The 19,061-nt window shown below is 41.7% G+C and carries 12 protein-coding genes; 4 read left to right on the forward strand and 8 right to left on the reverse strand.

Annotated features, from left to right (window positions below):
- Positions 1 to 40 precede the first annotated feature (40 nt).
- Positions 41 to 1,546 carry a glycerol-3-phosphate dehydrogenase gene (gene glpD / locus MTF64_RS11960; protein WP_096041020.1) on the forward strand — a complete coding sequence of 502 codons (1,506 nt, stop codon included), beginning with the start codon at positions 41 to 43 and terminating at the stop codon, positions 1,544 to 1,546.
- Between the two features lie 95 nt (positions 1,547 to 1,641).
- Here the strand turns inward: glpD and MTF64_RS11965 are convergent, their stop codons facing one another.
- Together MTF64_RS11965 and MTF64_RS11970 are read right to left on the reverse strand one after the other, a co-directional pair.
- Complete coding sequence (locus MTF64_RS11965; protein ID WP_248451525.1) at positions 1,642 to 2,598, reverse strand: 2-dehydro-3-deoxygalactonokinase; 957 nt, start codon at positions 2,596 to 2,598, stop codon at positions 1,642 to 1,644.
- 1 nt (position 2,599) lies between these two features.
- On the reverse strand, positions 2,600 to 3,358 hold the full coding sequence (locus MTF64_RS11970; RefSeq protein WP_054983386.1) for an SDR family NAD(P)-dependent oxidoreductase: 759 nt from the start codon (positions 3,356 to 3,358) through the stop codon (positions 2,600 to 2,602).
- A 178-nt stretch (positions 3,359 to 3,536) separates the two neighbouring features.
- Between MTF64_RS11970 and MTF64_RS11975 the strand changes: the two genes are divergently transcribed.
- Positions 3,537 to 4,238 carry a FadR/GntR family transcriptional regulator gene (locus MTF64_RS11975; RefSeq protein WP_004588172.1) on the forward strand — a complete coding sequence of 234 codons (702 nt, stop codon included), beginning with the start codon at positions 3,537 to 3,539 and terminating at the stop codon, positions 4,236 to 4,238.
- A 63-nt stretch (positions 4,239 to 4,301) separates the two neighbouring features.
- Here the strand turns inward: MTF64_RS11975 and MTF64_RS11980 are convergent, their stop codons facing one another.
- From MTF64_RS11980 to MTF64_RS12005, 6 genes are all read right to left on the reverse strand, one after another.
- Positions 4,302 to 6,434: an alpha-galactosidase gene (locus tag MTF64_RS11980; RefSeq protein ID WP_248451526.1), complete on the reverse strand. Its 2,133-nt coding sequence runs from the start codon at positions 6,432 to 6,434 to the stop codon at positions 4,302 to 4,304.
- A 445-nt stretch (positions 6,435 to 6,879) separates the two neighbouring features.
- A complete protein-coding gene (locus MTF64_RS11985; protein WP_024032020.1) occupies positions 6,880 to 8,358 on the reverse strand; it encodes an SLC5 family protein in 1,479 nt (492 codons plus the stop codon).
- Positions 8,359 to 8,439: 81 nt separating this feature from the next.
- Positions 8,440 to 9,201, reverse strand: coding sequence for a SapC family protein (locus MTF64_RS11990; protein ID WP_096041016.1), 762 nt, complete (start codon positions 9,199 to 9,201; stop codon positions 8,440 to 8,442).
- Between the two features lie 12 nt (positions 9,202 to 9,213).
- Complete coding sequence (locus MTF64_RS11995) at positions 9,214 to 10,740, reverse strand: tryptophan halogenase family protein (protein ID WP_054983383.1); 1,527 nt, start codon at positions 10,738 to 10,740, stop codon at positions 9,214 to 9,216.
- A 173-nt stretch (positions 10,741 to 10,913) separates the two neighbouring features.
- Positions 10,914 to 13,661 carry a TonB-dependent receptor gene (locus tag MTF64_RS12000; RefSeq protein ID WP_024032017.1) on the reverse strand — a complete coding sequence of 916 codons (2,748 nt, stop codon included), beginning with the start codon at positions 13,659 to 13,661 and terminating at the stop codon, positions 10,914 to 10,916.
- 186 nt (positions 13,662 to 13,847) lie between these two features.
- Positions 13,848 to 14,822: an aldose epimerase family protein gene (locus tag MTF64_RS12005; RefSeq protein WP_248451527.1), complete on the reverse strand. Its 975-nt coding sequence runs from the start codon at positions 14,820 to 14,822 to the stop codon at positions 13,848 to 13,850.
- 385 nt (positions 14,823 to 15,207) lie between these two features.
- Here MTF64_RS12005 and MTF64_RS12010 point away from each other — a divergent pair, with 385 nt between their 5' ends.
- Together MTF64_RS12010 and MTF64_RS12015 are read left to right on the forward strand one after the other, a co-directional pair.
- Positions 15,208 to 17,904 (forward strand): TonB-dependent receptor, encoded by a 2,697-nt coding sequence (locus MTF64_RS12010; RefSeq protein ID WP_248451528.1) that lies wholly within the window; start codon positions 15,208 to 15,210, stop codon positions 17,902 to 17,904.
- Between the two features lie 59 nt (positions 17,905 to 17,963).
- Positions 17,964 to 19,055: a hypothetical protein gene (locus MTF64_RS12015; RefSeq protein WP_248451529.1), complete on the forward strand. Its 1,092-nt coding sequence runs from the start codon at positions 17,964 to 17,966 to the stop codon at positions 19,053 to 19,055.
- Positions 19,056 to 19,061 lie beyond the last annotated feature (6 nt).

Genomic DNA, 19,061 nt, shown 5'->3' on the forward strand with positions numbered 1-19,061 from the left:
TATATGTCTTATTTATATTACAAATAAAAAGGTTAGCTCGGTGGAATTAGCAGATAACGAATACGACCTACTCGTCGTCGGTGGCGGTGTAAACGGCACTGGAATAGCAGCTGATGCAGCAGGCAGAGGATTAAAAGTGCTATTGTGTGAACAATCAGACCTTGCCAGTGCAACGTCTTCAAATAGTTCTAAGCTGATCCACGGCGGTTTACGCTACCTTGAACATTACGAATTTAGATTAGTAAAAGAAGCCTTGGCTGAGCGCGAAGTGCTGCTTAAAAATGCCCCGCATATTATGTGGCCGCTTACCTTTAGGCTACCGCACCAATCGCACCTACGCCCAGCATGGATGATCCGCATTGGCTTATTTATGTACGACAACCTAGCTAAGCGCGAAACACTGGCTGGCTCGCGTGGCATTAAGTTTGGTGAAAACAGCGTATTAGAACCTTCAATTACCAAAGGGTTTGAATACTCAGATGGCTGGGTTGATGATTCACGTTTGGTAATTTTAAACGCCTTAGCTGCCCAAAACAAAGGCGCGACCATTGCTACGCAAACCAAGTGCGTAAGTGCAAAACGCATCGATAACCAATGGCAGGTAACGCTTGAGCAACAACAAACTAAGGCACAACAAACTATTAAAGCCAAAGGTATTGTTAATGCAGCAGGCCCCTGGGTTGCAAAATTATTTGACGAAGCACTGATAGAAAAGTCACCACAAAATATTCGCCTTGTTAAAGGCAGCCATATTGTGGTGCCGCGTATTCACGATGAAAAACAAGCCTACATTTTACAAAATAAAGATCAGCGCATTGTGTTTGTTATACCGTTTGAAGATGACTACTCGCTAGTAGGCACCACCGATGTTGAACACAAAGGCGCAGCGCAAGATGTAAAAATTAGTGATGAAGAAATCGATTACTTAATCGATATTACTAACAGCTACTTTAAAAACCATATTAAACGCGAAGACATAGTACATACCTTTTCGGGTGTGCGCCCACTGCTTGATGACGAATCAGTGAATGCACAAAAAGTAACGCGTGATTACAAGTTAGAGCTTTCAAGTGAAGGCAAACACACACCACTGTTAAGTGTGTTTGGTGGCAAAATTACCACTTACCGTAAACTTGCCGAAGCTGCAGTGAATAAGCTTGAAGAATTTTACCCACAAATGAGTGAAGCGTGGACCAAACACAGCGCCTTACCCGGTGGCGATTTTAGCTCGGTAGAAGCGCTGACCAATGAGCTTAAAGCGGCTTATAGTTGGTTACCAGAAATCACTCTTAAACGCTTTGTACGTACCTACGGGACTCGTGCAAAGCTAATATTAGGCAGTGCAACCCAGCTCAGTGATTTAGGCCAAGACTTTGGTCATGGCTTATTTGCAGCAGAAGTCGATTACTTACTAAATGAAGAATGGGCAGGTAACGCTTACAATATTTTATGGCGCAGAAGTAAACTAGGGCTGCGCTTTAATGAAGCACAAGTGGCAACGCTTAATCATTATATTACGCAAAGCCAAGCGGCTAAAACAGCCTAACAGCCTAACAGCCTAACAGCCTAACAGCAGCTTTAACCCTTATTTAATTTAAGAACTAGCCCCCAATGATTGCACAATCAATATTAGGGGCTTTTTTATGTTTGCTTGGTTTTATTACTATTAAATAAGTAGTTAAAACCACTTAACGTAGCCTCTTTCACGTCAAACTCTAAACATTGCACACCAATGCAATTTAACGCATGGGTAAAGCAGGTATTTAGTTGCTCTGTGCCAATAACCACTACTTTAGAATTATTCACTAATTGCCACTCACTGGCATGGCGTGCAGCGCGTACATCGCTACCAATAAGCACGCCCGACAAGTATGCCTTGGCTTGCACTGGTGTTAACTCTTTTGAAAGCTGGCGCGTACGGACACTAAAAATACCGTGCGCCAAATTACCGCTGTCACTGCCTAACGTGAGTTCACAGCCTTGCTCAAATGCATGCCAATCAAATTCCCCCGCTTCACAGTCGTTAGGAATAAGCACACTTTGATGACATAGCAAGTCGTATAATTCGCCGGTCATTGCGGTTTTAAAACAGATAATTTGGCCATCTTTTAACAGCACCCATTTAGTGTGGGTACCGGGTAAACAAATGAGTACGTTGCCTTGCTGATAGGCCAGGTTTTGTTTTAAAAAACCTAATATTTGCAGCTCTTCGCCGCGCATTACATCAAATAAATTGTTTTGTAATGTGCATTTTGTACCAGGCAAAGCACTGACTTTATTACCTGCACAATCAAAATTAATTGCGCCACTAAGTAGGCTTTCGGGGTTTATGGGGCACGCTAAATAAGGGGTTTCTTTCCAGCCAATACTTGAGGTGATTTGCCCTGCCATATAAATAGGTAAAACGCCGTATTCGCTGGTCCATGGTGCAACGACACCAATTAAAGTATGTTCAAAGTTTTGTTTATCTCTAATCACACCTGGGCCGTCGCGCTGAGCAATTAAAGTTAACTGCCCTGTGGTATTTACGCTGCATAAATAGGCGCGTAAATGACTCGTGCCCCAATCTACGGCTATAAAAAGGTTTAAGTGCTGCAACTTAGAGCCTCCCACCGTCAATTTTAATACCTTGACCGGTGATCATACTGCTTTCGTCGGCAGCTAAAAAAAGTGCCAAATTAGCTACATCTTCAGGGGTTACTAACTTTTTAAGTGCCATGGCTTCCATCCACTTCACTTGCTCTTGCTCGGTAAACCAACTGGCTAATTGGCGGTCGGTGGCAACCCAACCCGGCAAAATAGCATTCACCCGAATACCAAATTCACCATAATCGCGCGCCAGTGCTTTAGTCATGCCGATTAAACCGGCCTTTGCCGTTACGTAACCCGCCATTTGTGGCTGCCCCATGATGGCATTGATAGAGCTAAAATTAATAATGCTCCCCGCGCCTTCGCCCTTCATAAAAGACATAGCGACTTGCGAGGCAAAAAATGCCGGATTTAAGTTAATTTGTAGGCATTGATCCCAATCTTGTACTGTAACGTCTTCACTGGCTTGGCGGCGGTCATTGGCTACATTGTTTACCAGTACATTAATAGCGCCTAGTTCAGCACATGCATCTACCAAAGATTGCTGTAAAGCATTTGAGTCGGTTACATCAACCTGCCTAAACCATAATTTAGCATTAGGCAGTGAGGCTATAAGAGATTGGGCAGCCTCGTTATTAATATCTATAAAGGCAATTTTGGCAGCTTGAGCGGCGAACGCCTTTACCATTGCACGGCCAATGCCTGAAGCGCCCCCGGTAATAAAAACAACTTTGCCAGAAATACTGGGGTAGTGAGCGTGATTATTCAAATGCGTTTCTCCATAATACAGACTGCCCCTCTCAATATTTATAATTATTTGCTAAAGAGGATTACTGTTACAGCTGTGTTAAAATACTTGCCTTTAACAAAGTTTATAACATATCCTTTCGTACATTAATATGATATATGATATATAATAAAGCAATAACTCATTCGGATAACGCTCAATGAAAAGCCAACCTCGTCAAAATTTAACACAACAATTAACCCATGATTTAGGCTTTGCAATTGTGCGTGGCGTTTACCCTGTTAACGAAGGCCTGCCCTCAGAAGCTGACCTATGCGTAAAATACGATGTGAGCCGCAGTGCAACACGCGAAGCTGTAAAAATGCTCTCTGCTAAGGGCTTAATATCTTCTCGCCCTAAGCAAGGGATCCGTGTACTGCCAGAAAGCAGCTGGAATATGTTTGACACAGATGTACTGCGCTGGATTTTAAGCAGTAAACCGTCGCTTTCTTTATTAAAAGAGTTTACGCAAGTACGTGTCGCACTTGAGCCACAAGCCGCTGCCCTAGCAGCTGAAAATGCCAGCGCCGAACAACTTGCTGAAATAGACAACGCACTTGCCCGCATGGCCGATGCAGACCAAGGCTTAGACGATCCGCTTGAAGCCGATATTGCCTTTCATACCAGTATTTTAGTAGCCAGTAATAACCGCTTTTTTGTACAGCTCACTGAATTTATTAGCACCGCGCTGCGTGTAAGTATTCGTTACACCAACCACATTAAAGGTGTGCCAGGGGCCGACGTTGCAAAGCATGCTGATATTTTAGATACGATTAAATCGCGCAACCCAGAGCGCGCTAAAAAAGCAGTAGAAACCATTTTAGAAGAAGCGCTTGAGCTGATTGAGTCTAAACTCGACTAATAGCTTAAAAAACATTATTAAAAAAGGGAGCTAATTAGCTCCCTTTTTACTGCTTGCTATATTTTAAGCTTTGTTAAGCTCAAAAATAAGCGATGTTTGCGGGAATGAAATTGGCATTTGTAGGCCAAATTCCATCAACGCCTCACCCGTAAAAGTTTGCCCGTTAACAGCGGCAATAGACGAAGGTCGGTATTCTTCAAATTTAACAGGCCACACTAAATTAAGTGTGTACTGCGTATCTGCATCTAAACCAACAAAACGAAGCTTATTAGGCGCAGTGCGCGGTGTTTCGCGTACACTGTTATACGCAAATAACGCTTTTGATTTTTGCTCGTTGATTAAACCAAAGTTAATTGATAAATCGTCGCTATCGAGGCGGTACAAATCGGCAGCATGAATAAATTCACGGTGCTCTTTGTGCAGCGAAATAGCCGCTTTAAGCGCATTGTATTCGTGATCGGTCAGCTCACGTGGGTCCATTTCTATACCCATATGGCCAAACATAGATACCGCAGCACGCATTTCAATACTGACATTACGTCCTGTGATATGACAATCACGAGGGCCTACGTGTGCACCCATAACCGACGATGGGAAGAAGAACGAACAGCCGCGTTGAATTTCAAGACGGTCAAGTGCATCGTTAGAATCTGACGTCCATACACGGTCTGTGTGTGCAAGAACACCATAATCTACACGGGCACCACCTGACGAACAGCTTTCTATTTCAAGGCCAGGATGCGCCGCTTTAATACGGTCAATTAAGCGATACAGTGCCAGTGTTTGCTGATGCACCGCAGGCTTGCCTGAGAAGTTACCCGCGTGGTTTATATCGCGGTTCATATCCCATTTAATGTACTTAATTGTTGGGTATTCAACTAAAATGTCATCAATCGCTTTGTATAGGTATTCAACAACCTCTGTGCGCGTTAAATCAAGCACTAGCTGGTTTCTAAAGCTAAGTTGCTCGTTATTTTCTGAGCCTAATACCCAATCAGGATGAGCGCGGTATAAGTCACTATCTGGGTTTACCATTTCAGGTTCAAACCAAATACCAAACTCCATGCCTAAGTTGTTTACATGGTCAATCACTGGCGATAGGCCGTCTGGGTAAATTTCGTAGTCTACGGTCCAATCACCTAGGCCAGCATAATCACCACGGCGACCTTTAAACCAACCGTCGTCCAGTACAAAACGCTCAATACCTAATGGCGCTACTTTATCGGCTAGCTGCTTTAGCGTGTCTACATCATGATCGAAGTAAATACCTTCCCACGTGTTGTAATGTACTGGGCGTGTTTTTTCGCGCTGCGCCTGGCTAAGTAAGTTAGCTTTAACAAAACGATGAAAATTACGCGACAGTGCACTAAAGCCATCGCTCGAAAACGAGCCATAAATACTTGGGCTTTGATACGTTTGGCCTTTAGCAAGGGTTAGCTCGCCCGGTAATAATAACTCACCCATTTGCACATAACGGCGCCCTTCGGGTAATAGCTCAGCGCGTAGCTTGTTGTTACCGCTCCAACCTAAATGAAAGCCATAACACTCGCCTTGTTGCTCGCCTGCGCCTTCGCTATGAACTAATAAACCAGGGAATACGTCGTGCGATGTTTTACCTTTGCGGTTTTCGCGTACAAAGCTACCTAATACTAAATCAACCGATTGGCGTTGAAATTCGTTAGACCAACGTCCTTCAAAGCTCACTAGCTTATTCATGCTATCGGGTAGTTGGAACGTAGGTGCGGCGCAAAAGTTAACGCTTAGTGGTGCATCACTTAAATTAGTTAATACGGTATGCGCACTTAGCACATCGGTGTTGCTATCAAGTGTGATGCTGTGCACTACTTCAATACCACGCAGCTCATCAACACTTACAAACTCTAAGCTAGAAGGGGTTGGCTGACGAACATCTTGAAGAGCAGGGCCAACTGACCAAGCTATGGTGTCGTTTGACAGCTCTAGCCCTGGCGCGCCGGTAAAGCCTTCACCTAATAGCGGAGAAAGAGAAATAGGTGCTTCTTCAACCACGGCACATTTTACTTCCTGACGAGTCGCAAGCTGAGTTAGCATTGTTTCAGTTGTTTGCTCAGATAAGCGCTTACCAAAATAAAGTAACGCTGGGGTTTTGCTCTGGCAGTCGAAAATAACGGTGCTGTTTGCGCTGTCTAATCGAAAGAATGGTTTAATATCAGCCATGATTCTCCTGTCCTCTTTAATGAAGATGAGTTTAATACGCGAGTACATTATATGTGTGCTTACTCGCCGCTTACTGCATCAAATTGCAGTCAGTGATTTTAAAATAATAGTATATATCATACAAATTACTTTTAGATAGTGTTTACGGTGTAATTTAGCCAATATTATTACTGGCTATACCAGTCATTAACTTGAACAGCGGTTAAAAAATTTAATACCACCTTGAGCAATATTATATTTAGTGGGCTTTTAGCCTGGGGTAGCCTGTAAAACCCCAGCAGGTAGTCACACGTTTAGCCCCTCAAAATGATTAAGTATTATTGCCCATGGGTGTTATCTACAGTGTCGGTTAATTGAATAAATAAAAATCGGCCTAAGTTACCTTAGGCCGATTTAGTAATGTGTTAACTGGCTAATAAAAAGTGACTTAACTTTTTACTGCTGGTTATTTTGGTGCGTGCACTGGTGGCGTATCTTCAATAGCAGGTGTTTTACCTGCCCACTGTGCATTTAAACCAAACACTACTTTATTAACGATTAACGCAAAGGCTACACATACAATCAGTGTAATTGGCATTAAGTGAATATAGTGTAGTTCAGTATGTAGCGGCGAATTTTCAAACGTCAGCATGCCATACATAACCACGCCTAGAATTACCGCGGCTATACCTGCACGCGCATCTACATTTTTAAACAATAAGCCCACTACAAAAATTGAGAATATAGGCATACTTAATAAGCCGTTTAACTGTTGTAGTAAGTTAATAATGCTGTCGGCTTGCTGATAAATTGGCACAAGCACAAGCGTTAAGCTAGTAAGTAACAACGTAACGTAGCCGCTTAGCTTTACTACACTTGGCTCTTTATTAAAGTAAGCTTCGTGAATATCACACACGTAAAGTGCCGTAGCCGAGTTTAATAAGCTGTTATAAGTAGAAAGCACTGCCGCCGCCATTGCTGCGGCAAACACGCCCGTTAACCATGCAGGCATTACATCACCTACAATTCGGCCATAAGCTGCATCGCCAATGTCACCATACAGTTTGTACGAAATAATACCCGGTAGCACCACAATCGCCGGTACAATTAAAAAGCGAATACCTGCTGCTGCAAATATCCCTTTTTGCGCTTCTTTAACGTTTGGCGCAGCCATTGCACGCTGGGTAATGGTTTGGTTAGTACCCCAGTAATACATTTGAATAAAGATCATACCGGTTAAAAGCGTAGGCCAAGGGATTGGCGAGTCAGCGTCACCAATTAATGTTAAGCGCTCTTGTGGAATACCGCTAAAGTCGTAATCAATCGCGTTAAGCGCTAAAAATACGACCAGTATTGCCATACCTAACACTAATAAACCATTGTAGGTATCGGATACGGCAACCGCACGTAAGCCCCCAAAAAATGCATAAATAGCGCCTACTAAAGCAAATGCGGTCGCTATGTACATTAGCGGAATATCAACTTTAAACATGGTTTGCATAAATAGCGCTCCAGAATAAATAACCGCAGGCATGTAAATTAGCGCGTTACCTAAAAAGAATAAGCCACCAATAACAGCGCGAATGTGCTTGTTGTTGTAGCGTTTTTCTAACAGTTCCGTGGTGGTTGTACAGTTGTACTTGTAATAAACAGGAATAAATACTTTGGCTAAAATAATAAGCCCTAAAATAGCCGCCAATTCCCACCACACGAGCAAGGCCATTTGATTGCCATTCATGCCCACCAGCTGGTCGGTACTTAAATTTGTGAGCGTAATTGAGCCTGCTACAAACATCCAAGTAAGGCCACCGCCCGCTAAAAAATACTCTTTTGTTTGATTATCACCACTATTACGGTTTTGGCCTCGGCACTTCCAATATGTAAGTCCACCAATTAAAGCGGTTACAAAGAAAAAAACCACCAACTGCAAAATGTTGTCTGACATGTGTGTGTCTCCAGCGCGTTAAACGCAATGTCTGTCTATGTGAACGTATTAACCTATGAAGGCTAATTAATAAATTGCACCTTACAGTGCGTGTGCATCTCGACTTAGTTCTAACTTAATTTGCTTTAATGGCATAAGTTCAGGATGCTGGTTGTGACGCTTTACTAACGCATTTAACTGAAACAACGAAATAAGCATGCTGTTAAGTACGCTCAGGTAACCTTGTTTGTGTAAATTGGCAATGGTATCGCTGTCTAAAGTTTGCAGTTTATCTTCATCAACAGTGCTCAAACCTTGAATAGTTTGCGCCTCGCCTTGTTCAAACTGCAAAACAATATCTATGTTTTTAATAAGCCCTAAGCGGGCAATTTCTTGGGTAAATTGATACGTTTGGTAATCATTTTTTAAATCGCTTTCTAGTAGCTTTTGCTGCGCACTTAAATACAGGCTTGGGTTGCCTTTGGCATCAAATAACGGCTCGCCTTGCTGGGTATTAACGGCTGAGCTTTGCTCATCAATAGCAATAAAGTAATCACTGCTATTTGCCTCACGAGTGAGTAAATAAAGCGGCTGGGTTTGCATGCACACAGGCATGTACAGCGCTTGCCATTGATTGTTACTCACAAATAAACTTTGCTGAGCACTAAAGCTGGTTAAACCCGAAATGGTGTAGCTGCCGTTGTGTGCGTTACGCGCTAAAAAAATAGGTAAATCGCAGGCCGCTTTTGCTACTTCGTTTGCACGCAGATTGACTAAATGCTGTGTCTTTGCGTATTCAACACCCGCATTAGGGTTAATTTTTATTGCTTGGTGCTGAGTATTTGATAGTTCACTAATTGCCATAGTTACACATCCTTAAACTGGGTTAGCCGCAAGCCACTGCTCAATATAAGCACGGTGAGGCGGCAACGTTTGCAACATCTGCTGTGTAAGCTGGCTGTTACGTTCAATTATTTGATTTGCTTGCGCATCGTTTGAGTACAAATACGCTTGCTTAGTAAAGTCGGGCTTAAAGCCCATACCGTATAAAACATACTGGTAACTGGCGGCAGGAAATAGCTCTAATGCGCCATGAAAATCTTGAATAAGAGGGCCACGCGTCCCCCAAAGCAGTAAATCTTCTTGTAAACTTTGCGGAATGCTTTGTGGTTGTACGTGCGCTTGCCAATAAGGCTCTGGGCGCTTAGTTAGCATGTAATGTAGTTTTAAAAAGTCGATAATACGCTGCCAGCGATAATCCATTTGCTCATTAAAGCGCTTTGCAACAATGGGCATTACTTGGGTATCGGCTGGCATGTGCTCTGCAACAAAGCGAGACGAAATTTCAACCAACATAATGGCGGTTGCTTCGAGGGGCTCTACAAAACCTGCCGACATTCCCACGGCAACACAGTTTTTGTGCCAAAACTTTTCGCGATAGCCTGACTCAAAACTTATTTTTCGGGCAGTTAAGCCTTTAGCGGCATCACCTAAATAGTTGCGTAAGTTTTGCTCGGCTTCTTCATCTGATAAAAACTTGCTTGAATATACATGCCCTACACCACGGCGATGCGTTAGGCCTATATCCCAAATCCACCCAGCATTTTGTGCGGTGGCAATGGTATGACTGGCCAGTGACTCATCACCTTCATCGTAGGGGACTTGCATAGCTAGGGCGCTGTCGTTAAATAATACGTGATCCATTTTTTTAAATGGCACGTTAAGGGCTTGGCCTAGTAACAGCGATGAAAAACCCGTGCAGTCTATGTATAAATCGGCGTTTATGGTGCGGGTTTGATCGGTTAAGGTAAGGGTGTCTATAGCCCCGCTTTCATCAAGCTTTACCTGATCAACGGTGCCAATAATGTGCTCAATGCCGAGTTTGCTCTTACAATGTTGCTTTAATAGCTCAGCAAAGGCACCGGCATCTAAATGATATGCGTAATTACAATTTGCTTGATACTCGCCTTGCGCAATGCCTCTCGGTGCTAGGTTTGCTTCGCAAATATCGTGCTGAAAATTAGTTTGCTGAGCAAAGTTTTCAACATTATCTAAATAGGGGGCTAAATCTATACGGCCGTAGCCTAGCGGTACCGTAAAGGGATGGTAGTAAAAATCGTTGTTGCCATGCGTCCAGTTTACAAATTTACCGCCTTGTTTAAAGGTGGCATTACAGGCTTTAAATACATCCACTTCCCGCAAACCAATTTGCTGAAGCGTGTTTTTCATAGTGGGCCAGGTACCTTCACCTACACCAATTGTTGGAATATCAGATGATTCTACCAACATCACTTTTAAGCCATCACCCTTATTACCTTGGTGATACGAAGCGATAATTGCAGCGCTCAGCCATCCTGCTGTGCCGCCACCAATTACGGCGATTGTTTTTATTGCTTTATTCATAACGGACTACTCTTTGAGTACTTTATTGATAACCGGTTAGACAACAAATGCCCTTTCGGGCATTTGTTTAAATTAGTCTCATTTTGTGCAAATTAGCTACTAACTTTATTAGTAACAGTACTTATAATGCACTGCAATGAAAACTAAGAGGCAATCGCTGCCTCTGCTATCAATTAAAACGTACCGCGAATACCAAACGCGTAACGTGAGCCATTATCTTCTACAGAGTAGATTTGATTAGCAAAACGGCCCGTTTGCACTAGCTCTTCTTCAGTAATGTTGATGCCTTCGGCAAAAATAGTGAAGTTTTCGTTGATATCGTAGCTTGCACTAATATCCCATTGACCGTACGTTTCTACATTCACTGGTTCGCCGTTAAAGCCGTTATCAACTAAGCGTAAAAAGCCCTCACGGTTGTTAAATGCAACACGTGCCTGCCAGTTATCTTGCTCGTAAAACAGCACTAAGTTTTGTGAATCACCTAACCCTTCAAGCGCAAATGTTTGGCTTGTATCGCCATCAACACTAATGTCGCTATCTACTACCGTGGCATTAGCAATAAAACCAAAGCCGTTTTCAAACATATGAGTTACACCGATTTCGTAACCCGTTACCGTTGCAGACTCGCCATTTTGCGGGCGGCTTACAGTGTAAACTTCTGAGCTACCGTTAAGTTCGGCATCGGTTTGATCAGTACAGGTTGTACACGCAAAATCAGGGCCTGTACGGTCAGTCATGTCGTATGTTTCGTCGCCGGTTAGGGTAACAATAAAGTCATCCACTTCTTTACTAAATACGGCAAAGCTAAATAAGTTAGCGTCGTTGTAGTACCACTCGTAAGAGATATCCCAGTTTTCAGATTGGAACGGCTTAAGTGCAGGGTTACCACCACTTGCTGTTAAGTTTTGACGACGAGGCTCGTTAAACGTGGTCGCAGGTGATAACTGTGACATAGTAGGACGAGTAATACTGTCGTACGCTGCAAAGCGTAAAATCATGTTGTCTTGCAGCTCAAGCTTAACGTTAAAAGAAGGAAGTAAGTTTGAGTAACTCGTCCCTTCTTGAATGTCTGTTGCCGGGCCAAATACGTTTTGGAATAAAGTGGCATCAGAGGTAGGAATAACATCGCTGATAAAGCTTTGTACAGCAGCTACTTCAATATCAGTTTCTGAGTAACGTGCACCCATGTTAACCGTAACTGGCATATCAGCTAGGTCAAACCCAATGGTAAAGTCCATGTAAAGGCTAGTGATGTCTTCGTTAATTGTGTAACGGTTATTTTGTAGTGTTGGCTCTACAGGGAAACCTTGGTCAGCAAGGTAATCAAGCATTTTATCGCCGTCGTAGCTATAAAATGTATCGATTAAACCTGGGAAGTAGTTACTTGCTGAGTAAGCTTCAAAATCAATTTCATCAAGTGGTGCTTCAGTGCCGTAACCACAAAATTGACATTGGCTACCAAAAATTTGGAAGCTTGATTTTTCACGTTCTTGACGATAAGCACCAAAGTTAATGCGATCAACAGGGCCTTTATCTGGTACATATTCAAAATCGGCTTTGATTTCGGTAATTTCATCTTCATCAGTAAACTGGTTACCAATTTCGTTGTAGTGAAGACGCGCAAGGCTTGCATCTGGCAGCGAGCCATTTTCAAAACCATCATGCTGTACGGTAGGAACGCTACCGGTGCCGTCAAAGCTGTAGCTGTTAATAATACCCACTACGTTAAAGCGGTCATTACCAGCACGGTCGTTTTCAGCTGTTGAGCGAGATACGTCAAATTTTGCTTTTAATGACTCGTTTACTTGCCAGTCAACGTTAATACCAAATGCTTTGTTAGTTACATCACGCGAGTTACGTGTGTGTGATACAAAGTCGGTTGCAGGGTTGCCACTGGCGTTACCTAAACCTACTTCTTGCGTAAAGGTAAGCAAAGTGCCCGTTTCTGGATCGATTGTTGCGCTACCTACACGGTCTGGTTCAAACCAAGAAGCTAAATCGCGTACTGATGAGTCCACTTCAAATTTAGAAATTAAACCATCTACGGTAATAGTAATATCGTCAGACGGTGCATATTGTAATACTAAGCTTGCATTAGTACGTTCACGGTCTTGCTCATCTACAACTTGGTCCCAGTTACGTGGGATGTATGCATTGTCGTACAATACGCCATCTTGTGGATTTGAAATAGTTTGTCCACCGCGCCAACCAGCCGTTAAAATTTGGTTGTTTTGCAGCTTACGTTGTTGGTTAGTGATGGCAAAAAGCACACCGAGCTTGTCGTCGTTAAACGTATTACTTACTAAAAATGAAGCCGATGGCGATACTTCTTCAGAAAGGCTTTCGTACATGCCTTTTACTGAACCAATCACATGTAAGCCACCAAAATCGAATGGACGAGCTGTGGTTACGTTAACCGTACCACCAATGCCGCCTTCTTGAAGCGTTGCACTGTTACTTTTATAAATATCAGCGCCGGTGATTTGATCTGCCGCTAATACATCAAAATTAAATTCACGCCCTGCACTGTCAGTCGCAATTTGACGACCATTTACAAGTACCGTGTTAAATTGTGGGCCAAAACCACGAATTGTTACTGCTTGCCCTTCACCGCCACTACGGTCAATGGCTACACCTGTAATACGTTGCAGAGACTCTGCTACGTTTAAATCAGGAAATTTACCAAGATCTTCTGCTTTAATCCCATCGGTTACAACATTAGATGCTTTTTTATCTAACATTGATGAACGTAAGCTGCTGCGAATACCCGTTACTGCGATAACCTCAACATCTTTATCTACTACTGTCGGTGTGTCGCCTTCAGCGCCTTGAGCTGCAACGTGGCCGCTTGCCAATATGCCTGTAATAGCAATACTGAGTGCGGTTTTCTTGTTGAACGATAACTTATTGTTAATTATCATTTTTTAAAAACTCCTGATTGTGTGTAGTCATTTTGTCGTTGTGTGGTGTGTATAGCTTCAAATACTATTTATAATATAAATACTTTAAATTGAGCAAAAGTGCAACCTTTTCCTTAATTATGGCTATCTTTTTGTTACGTGTATTTTTCTTTTTGTTTTCTTTAATTTAACAGTGGAATTAGTACGTTATTGCGAAAACGCAAAAATTATTTGCTGATTATATTCTTCATTCGGCAATAAATTAGCTTTTGGATAATCGCTTCTATTTGCTGCATTGGGCCAGTTTTGAGCTTCTAAACACACTGCTTGGCGTGCTTTAAAAGGAGAACCTACAAAATTTGCCGTATAAAGCTGCATACCAGGTTGGGTACTTTTAAGGGTTAAATTAACGCCCGTGTGTGGCGAGGTTAATGTAGCCATTGTTTTTAAACGATTGTCATCACTAAAAATATAGCAATGATCAAAGCCACTACCGGCATCAAGTTGCGCATGCTGTGCGCAAAGTGCATCGCCAATGGGCTTAGGGTGAGTAAAATCAAAGCAGCTGCCCGAGCCATCTTCATGATGGGCAAGCGGTATACTGTTACTATCGATAGGTAAATACGTTGCGGTATTTATTTGCAGCAGGTGATTATTAATGCTCTCACTGCTTTCAAGATTAAAATAGCAGTGGTTGGTAAAGTTAACGAGAGTTTCTTTATCGGTAATGGCTTTGTAACTGAGGATTAGCTCGCCATTGCGTGCAGTAATTGTTTGCCAAACTTGTAACTGCCCAGGAAAGCCTTCTTCTCCATCTGCCGAGCAATAATAAAGCTCCACTTCATTATTGCTTTGTTTAGTGACTTGCCACAGTACTTTATTAAAGCCTTTTTCGCCGCCGTGTAAGCTATTTGGGCCATTATTTGCTTTAAGTTGGTACTCTGTGCCTGATAATACAAAACGTCCGTTTTCAATACGATTTGCGTAGCGCCCGACTGTTGCCCCTAAATAAAATGGGTTTTCTAAATAATAAGCAGGTTCGTTAACGCACAGTGTCATCTCTTGGTTATTAAACTTTATGCTTTTGATAATAGCGCCAAATGGCAATATTTCTGCAGTTAAGCTTTTACCATCGCTAAGCGTTATTACCTCTAACGGTTTATTGCCAGTTGTAGATGCCACATTCATTCTCCATAAACTACCAGCTCAACAGTACCTGTCATAGCGGTGCAACAATATATAATATAAATAGTATATAAGTGAGAAGCGTAACTCAATCAAAATGCGTTAAAATATTACTACAAATATTCACAGTCCCCTCACTTTTTTACAAATGTATCAATAAAACAAAAATTTATTTTCAACTTTAAAACCACTAATCAATCAATAACTTACAGCAAACCCCTTCCCTTTCTTTTATTAAAGTTTTATGAAACCTCTCTTTTATCTGGAAAATTTTTAGCCCTATCTTGTTTAGTTGATGTCTGCACAATTTAATTCAGTTCAAATACTGAGCGTGCCATCATTTTTAGCATATAAAAACATCAACTGAGAGAAGAAAGGAATTATGATCCCATTTAAACTTAATAAACTGAGCATATTAGTTGGCGCTGTATCTAGCACATTCATATTAGCAAGCAGCCCTGTTCATGCAGCTCAAAGTAATAAAGTTCAGCAGGAAATGGAAGCTATTACGGTAACAGGATACCGTTCTAACCTAGCCCACAGTAAAGAGCTCAAAAAAAATGCAATTGGCTCACAAGACAGCATACTAGCTGAAGATATTGGCGAATTCCCTGATGCTAATTTAGCAGAGTCATTACAGCGTGTACCAGGCGTATCTATTTCGCGTGACTCAGGGGAGGGTCGTCAAATATCGCTACGCGGTTTAGGTCCTAATTTTACACGTACAAGATTAAATGGCATGGAAGCACTTTTTACAAGTGATTCAGGTATTGACCAACGTGGTGGGGCATCTCGCTCACGAGATTTTGATTTCAGTATTTTTGCCTCAGAACTATTTAATCGCGTAGATGTTTATAAATCGTATGATGCGTCATTAGATGAGGGGGGTATTGCCGGTACTGTTGATTTACATACTGCAAAACCTTTTGATAATTCGGAAGAAGGGCTACAAGGTGCTGTTAGTGTAAAAGGTATTTATAATGATAGAACAGAGCATTCAGACCCTCGCTTTGCTGGTTTGATATCAAATACGTGGGGGGATTTTGGTGCGCTCGTATCGGTTGCATATTCTGAAGTAGATACAATTGAAGAAGGCTACCATGTGTGGTCTTGGAAACAAGCGAGCTTTGGTGATGACAATGTTGCAGACTCAGTTGACGGTGATATTAAAGACCGTTTAGTTAATGCCACAGGTAATGACCGTGTGTTTGTATCTCGCGCTAATAACATTGCATCTTGGGCTAATACACGTAAACGTACCGGTATAACAGCTGCATTTCAGTGGCAACCTTCTGATGCAATGTCTTTTGATTTGGATATTCTATACGGAAAGCTATCTAACGATCGCATTGAAAACCAATTATCAACAGCGGGCACAAACGCATTTACTGGCGATGTAACGGCAAACCAGTTGCTCGTTGATGCAGCCATTGAAGGTAACGATTTAGTATACGCCTCATTTGAAGGTCTTGATTTACGTACTGAGTCAAAAGTAAGTTTTGGCGAAACTGATTTTCATCAAATATCACTTAGTGGTAATTTTGAGCTAACCGATAAACTATACATGACAACCATGTTTGGTTTATCAAAATCTACTTTTGAGCAACCTATAAACGATAAAGTGTTTAGTGAATCTGTCGACCATGCGTTTTCTGTTGATTGGCGCAATGCTAAATATGGTCAAAATACTTACGACTTTGATATTACCGACGTTGACCAGTGGGCATTAATGCGAACTGATGTCCGCGAAGATGAAATAAGCAATGAATACAACACCTATCAAGTCGATTTTAATTACGAACTTAATGATGTGCATTCATTTAAGTTTGGTCTGCAGTCTAAAAATTATCAATCAGATGGCTTTGAACGCAGAGACCGTGTTGATTGGGAGAATAACCCTAATTCACCTGAAGCTGTTTTTCAAATAACAAGCATTCCAATATTACATGACTATGTTATTGCAGATAACCAAGCTACTTTTGAGCGTGTTGTTGCAACAGGTTTAATTTCTCGCGAGTTAGACGCCTCTCATAATCGCCCAGGTACTGTATATCAAATTGAAGAAGATACTATTGGGGTTTATGCACAGTATTTATGGAACACCGAAATAAGTAACTTCCCAATTAGAGGTAACTTAGGTTTGCGTTGGTACGAAACTGAACAAACATCGAGCGGGGAAGTTAATACGGGAGCTGGCTTTGAGCAAATTGAATTTAGTAAAACCTATTCCGATTTACTACCAAGCTTAAATGTTGTTGCTGATATTTCTGATAATTGGTTAGTCCGCTTTGGTGCAAATCGTAATATTTCTCGACCAAATTTAAATCAATTAAAAGCGGCTGGGCAAGTGGGTGTTGCAGATCAATTTATTAGTGCTGGTAACCCAAACTTAGAGCGCTTTGTTGCTGATTCATTCGAAACATCATTTGAGTTCTATGGTGATTCGTCAAGCTTGGCTATTGCATTATTTCATAAAGATATGGAGTCATTTATTGTCCAGCAATCAATGACCCTACCGTATGAGCAAACGGGTTACCCTCTAGAGTTTTTAGACTTTGACCCGCGCGTAAATGCGCAATCTGAGTTTACCGTTTCACAACCTATAAATGGTGATTCTACAGATGTCACTGGTTTAGAAGTTGCGTTTCAAATGGACTTTGATTTTTTACCAGAGCCATTTAATTACTTAGGCATGCTGGGCAATGTCACCATTGCTGATGGCGAAACTATTTTATTTAACGAAGGTGAGCGCATCAGCGTTACTCCTCCTGGCTTATCTGAGCTGTCTCACAATTTCACCCTTTATTATGAAACACCGCACTGGGGTATGCGTGTATCGAGCTCTTATCGTGATGAGTACATTACAGGCGAAGGCTCAGAGCAAAACATTGTTGCAGGATACGATGAAACAACGTTTGTTGATTTCAAATCGTTCGTGAATATTACAGAGCAAGTAAAAGTAACCTTTGAAGCAACGAACTTAACCGACGAAGCGATTCAACAATTTCTCGATCACAGAACCCAATCTTACTCACAAAGTGGTCGTAATTTTGCTTTGGGTGTGTCGTATAAATTCTAGTTTAACCACTGTATTGGCTGCTTTTGCAGCCAATAATTCCACAAGAGAAAGGTATAACAATGAATAAAACAATTATAGCAACATCATTAATATGCAGCTTAACCACTGCAAAATACTGTGAAGCAAATGATTTTTATACGCAACCCAAGCTAAATAAACCAATTTCACAAGTGGTCAATTCTTTAGGTAATAATTGCCAAGACTTTAAAGCGGATACACAAAGTGATCACGCGTTTGAAATTAGTGATCATCACCAAGCATTCGAACTATCTCATAAATGGAGTAATGGCTCCCATACTGCTTTTATTGCACATTCAGAAACAAGTAGTGGTGATTTAGGCCAAATATTAACATTCAATGCAAGCAGTAATGTGTTCAACAACAGCGATGAAATCAGCAGCAATACCACATTACCTCTACGTGATAAAATACGCATTTCTGAGCAACACCCATCTGGTATTGCGTGGCTCCCGGCTCCAAATAATAAAGACGAAGGCTATTTATTTATTGCCTCTGAAAACGAAATAAAAGTACGTGTCAGAAAATTTAATGCGACAACTGATTTAGGGCAAGCCGCTGAATTACAACAAACAGAGTTAAATAAAATTACCGATGTATGGCTTGCTCAAGTCGATAATACTACATGGCTAATACTCCATCATATGGGAGAAGCTAAAGGGGTCGCTTATAAAGCTGATTCTGAGCGCTTATTTCAATACAACACGCCACAAGAAGGCACTATAGATATAACTGCTTTTGAGCGAGTAAATAGCTATAACACAGCCAAAAATACTGACTGTAATAGTGTCGGCCAAAATGCGCAATTAGTTCAAGACAGTAACAATAATTGGTTTGTCGTGCATTCTTATACTGGTGGCACTATTTGTGGCGCTAACATTGGCAACAACCATGTTAATGCGTACCCGGTAAGCTTTAATAACAACACAGCCTTTAGCGTCTCTACATCAGCGCCGAAAGCACAAGCCATACTAGGCCGAGCTATTGGGCCTACAGACCCTGGTGCAGATGGTGCGAGTGGATTTAGAGTAAATGAAAGCGGGCAGTTAATTGCGTATTTAGGTGCGCAATATGCTTATTCGTCTCTTTTTAACTGGAAATCGGCTTTGCGTGAATGTCGTTCACGTAAATAAATTAAC

The sequence above is a fragment of the Pseudoalteromonas sp. 2CM41L genome, from assembly GCF_023161905.1.
GTDB classification, from domain to species: Bacteria; Pseudomonadota; Gammaproteobacteria; order Enterobacterales; family Alteromonadaceae; genus Pseudoalteromonas; species Pseudoalteromonas atlantica.

What these genes read in the sequence shown, in the direction of transcription:
- MTF64_RS11975 (WP_004588172.1), top strand. Translation starts at nt 3,537, where the DNA reads ATGAAAAGCCAACCTCGTCAAAATTTAACACAACAATTAACCCATGAT.
- MTF64_RS11980 (WP_248451526.1), bottom strand. Translation starts at nt 6,434, where the DNA reads ATGGCTGATATTAAACCATTCTTTCGATTAGACAGCGCAAACAGCACC.
- MTF64_RS11985 (WP_024032020.1), bottom strand. Translation starts at nt 8,358, where the DNA reads ATGTCAGACAACATTTTGCAGTTGGTGGTTTTTTTCTTTGTAACCGCT.
- MTF64_RS11990 (WP_096041016.1), bottom strand. Translation starts at nt 9,201, where the DNA reads ATGGCAATTAGTGAACTATCAAATACTCAGCACCAAGCAATAAAAATT.
- MTF64_RS11995 (WP_054983383.1), bottom strand. Translation starts at nt 10,740, where the DNA reads ATGAATAAAGCAATAAAAACAATCGCCGTAATTGGTGGCGGCACAGCA.
- MTF64_RS12000 (WP_024032017.1), bottom strand. Translation starts at nt 13,661, where the DNA reads ATGATAATTAACAATAAGTTATCGTTCAACAAGAAAACCGCACTCAGT.
- MTF64_RS12010 (WP_248451528.1), top strand. Translation starts at nt 15,208, where the DNA reads ATGATCCCATTTAAACTTAATAAACTGAGCATATTAGTTGGCGCTGTA.
- MTF64_RS12015 (WP_248451529.1), top strand. Translation starts at nt 17,964, where the DNA reads ATGAATAAAACAATTATAGCAACATCATTAATATGCAGCTTAACCACT.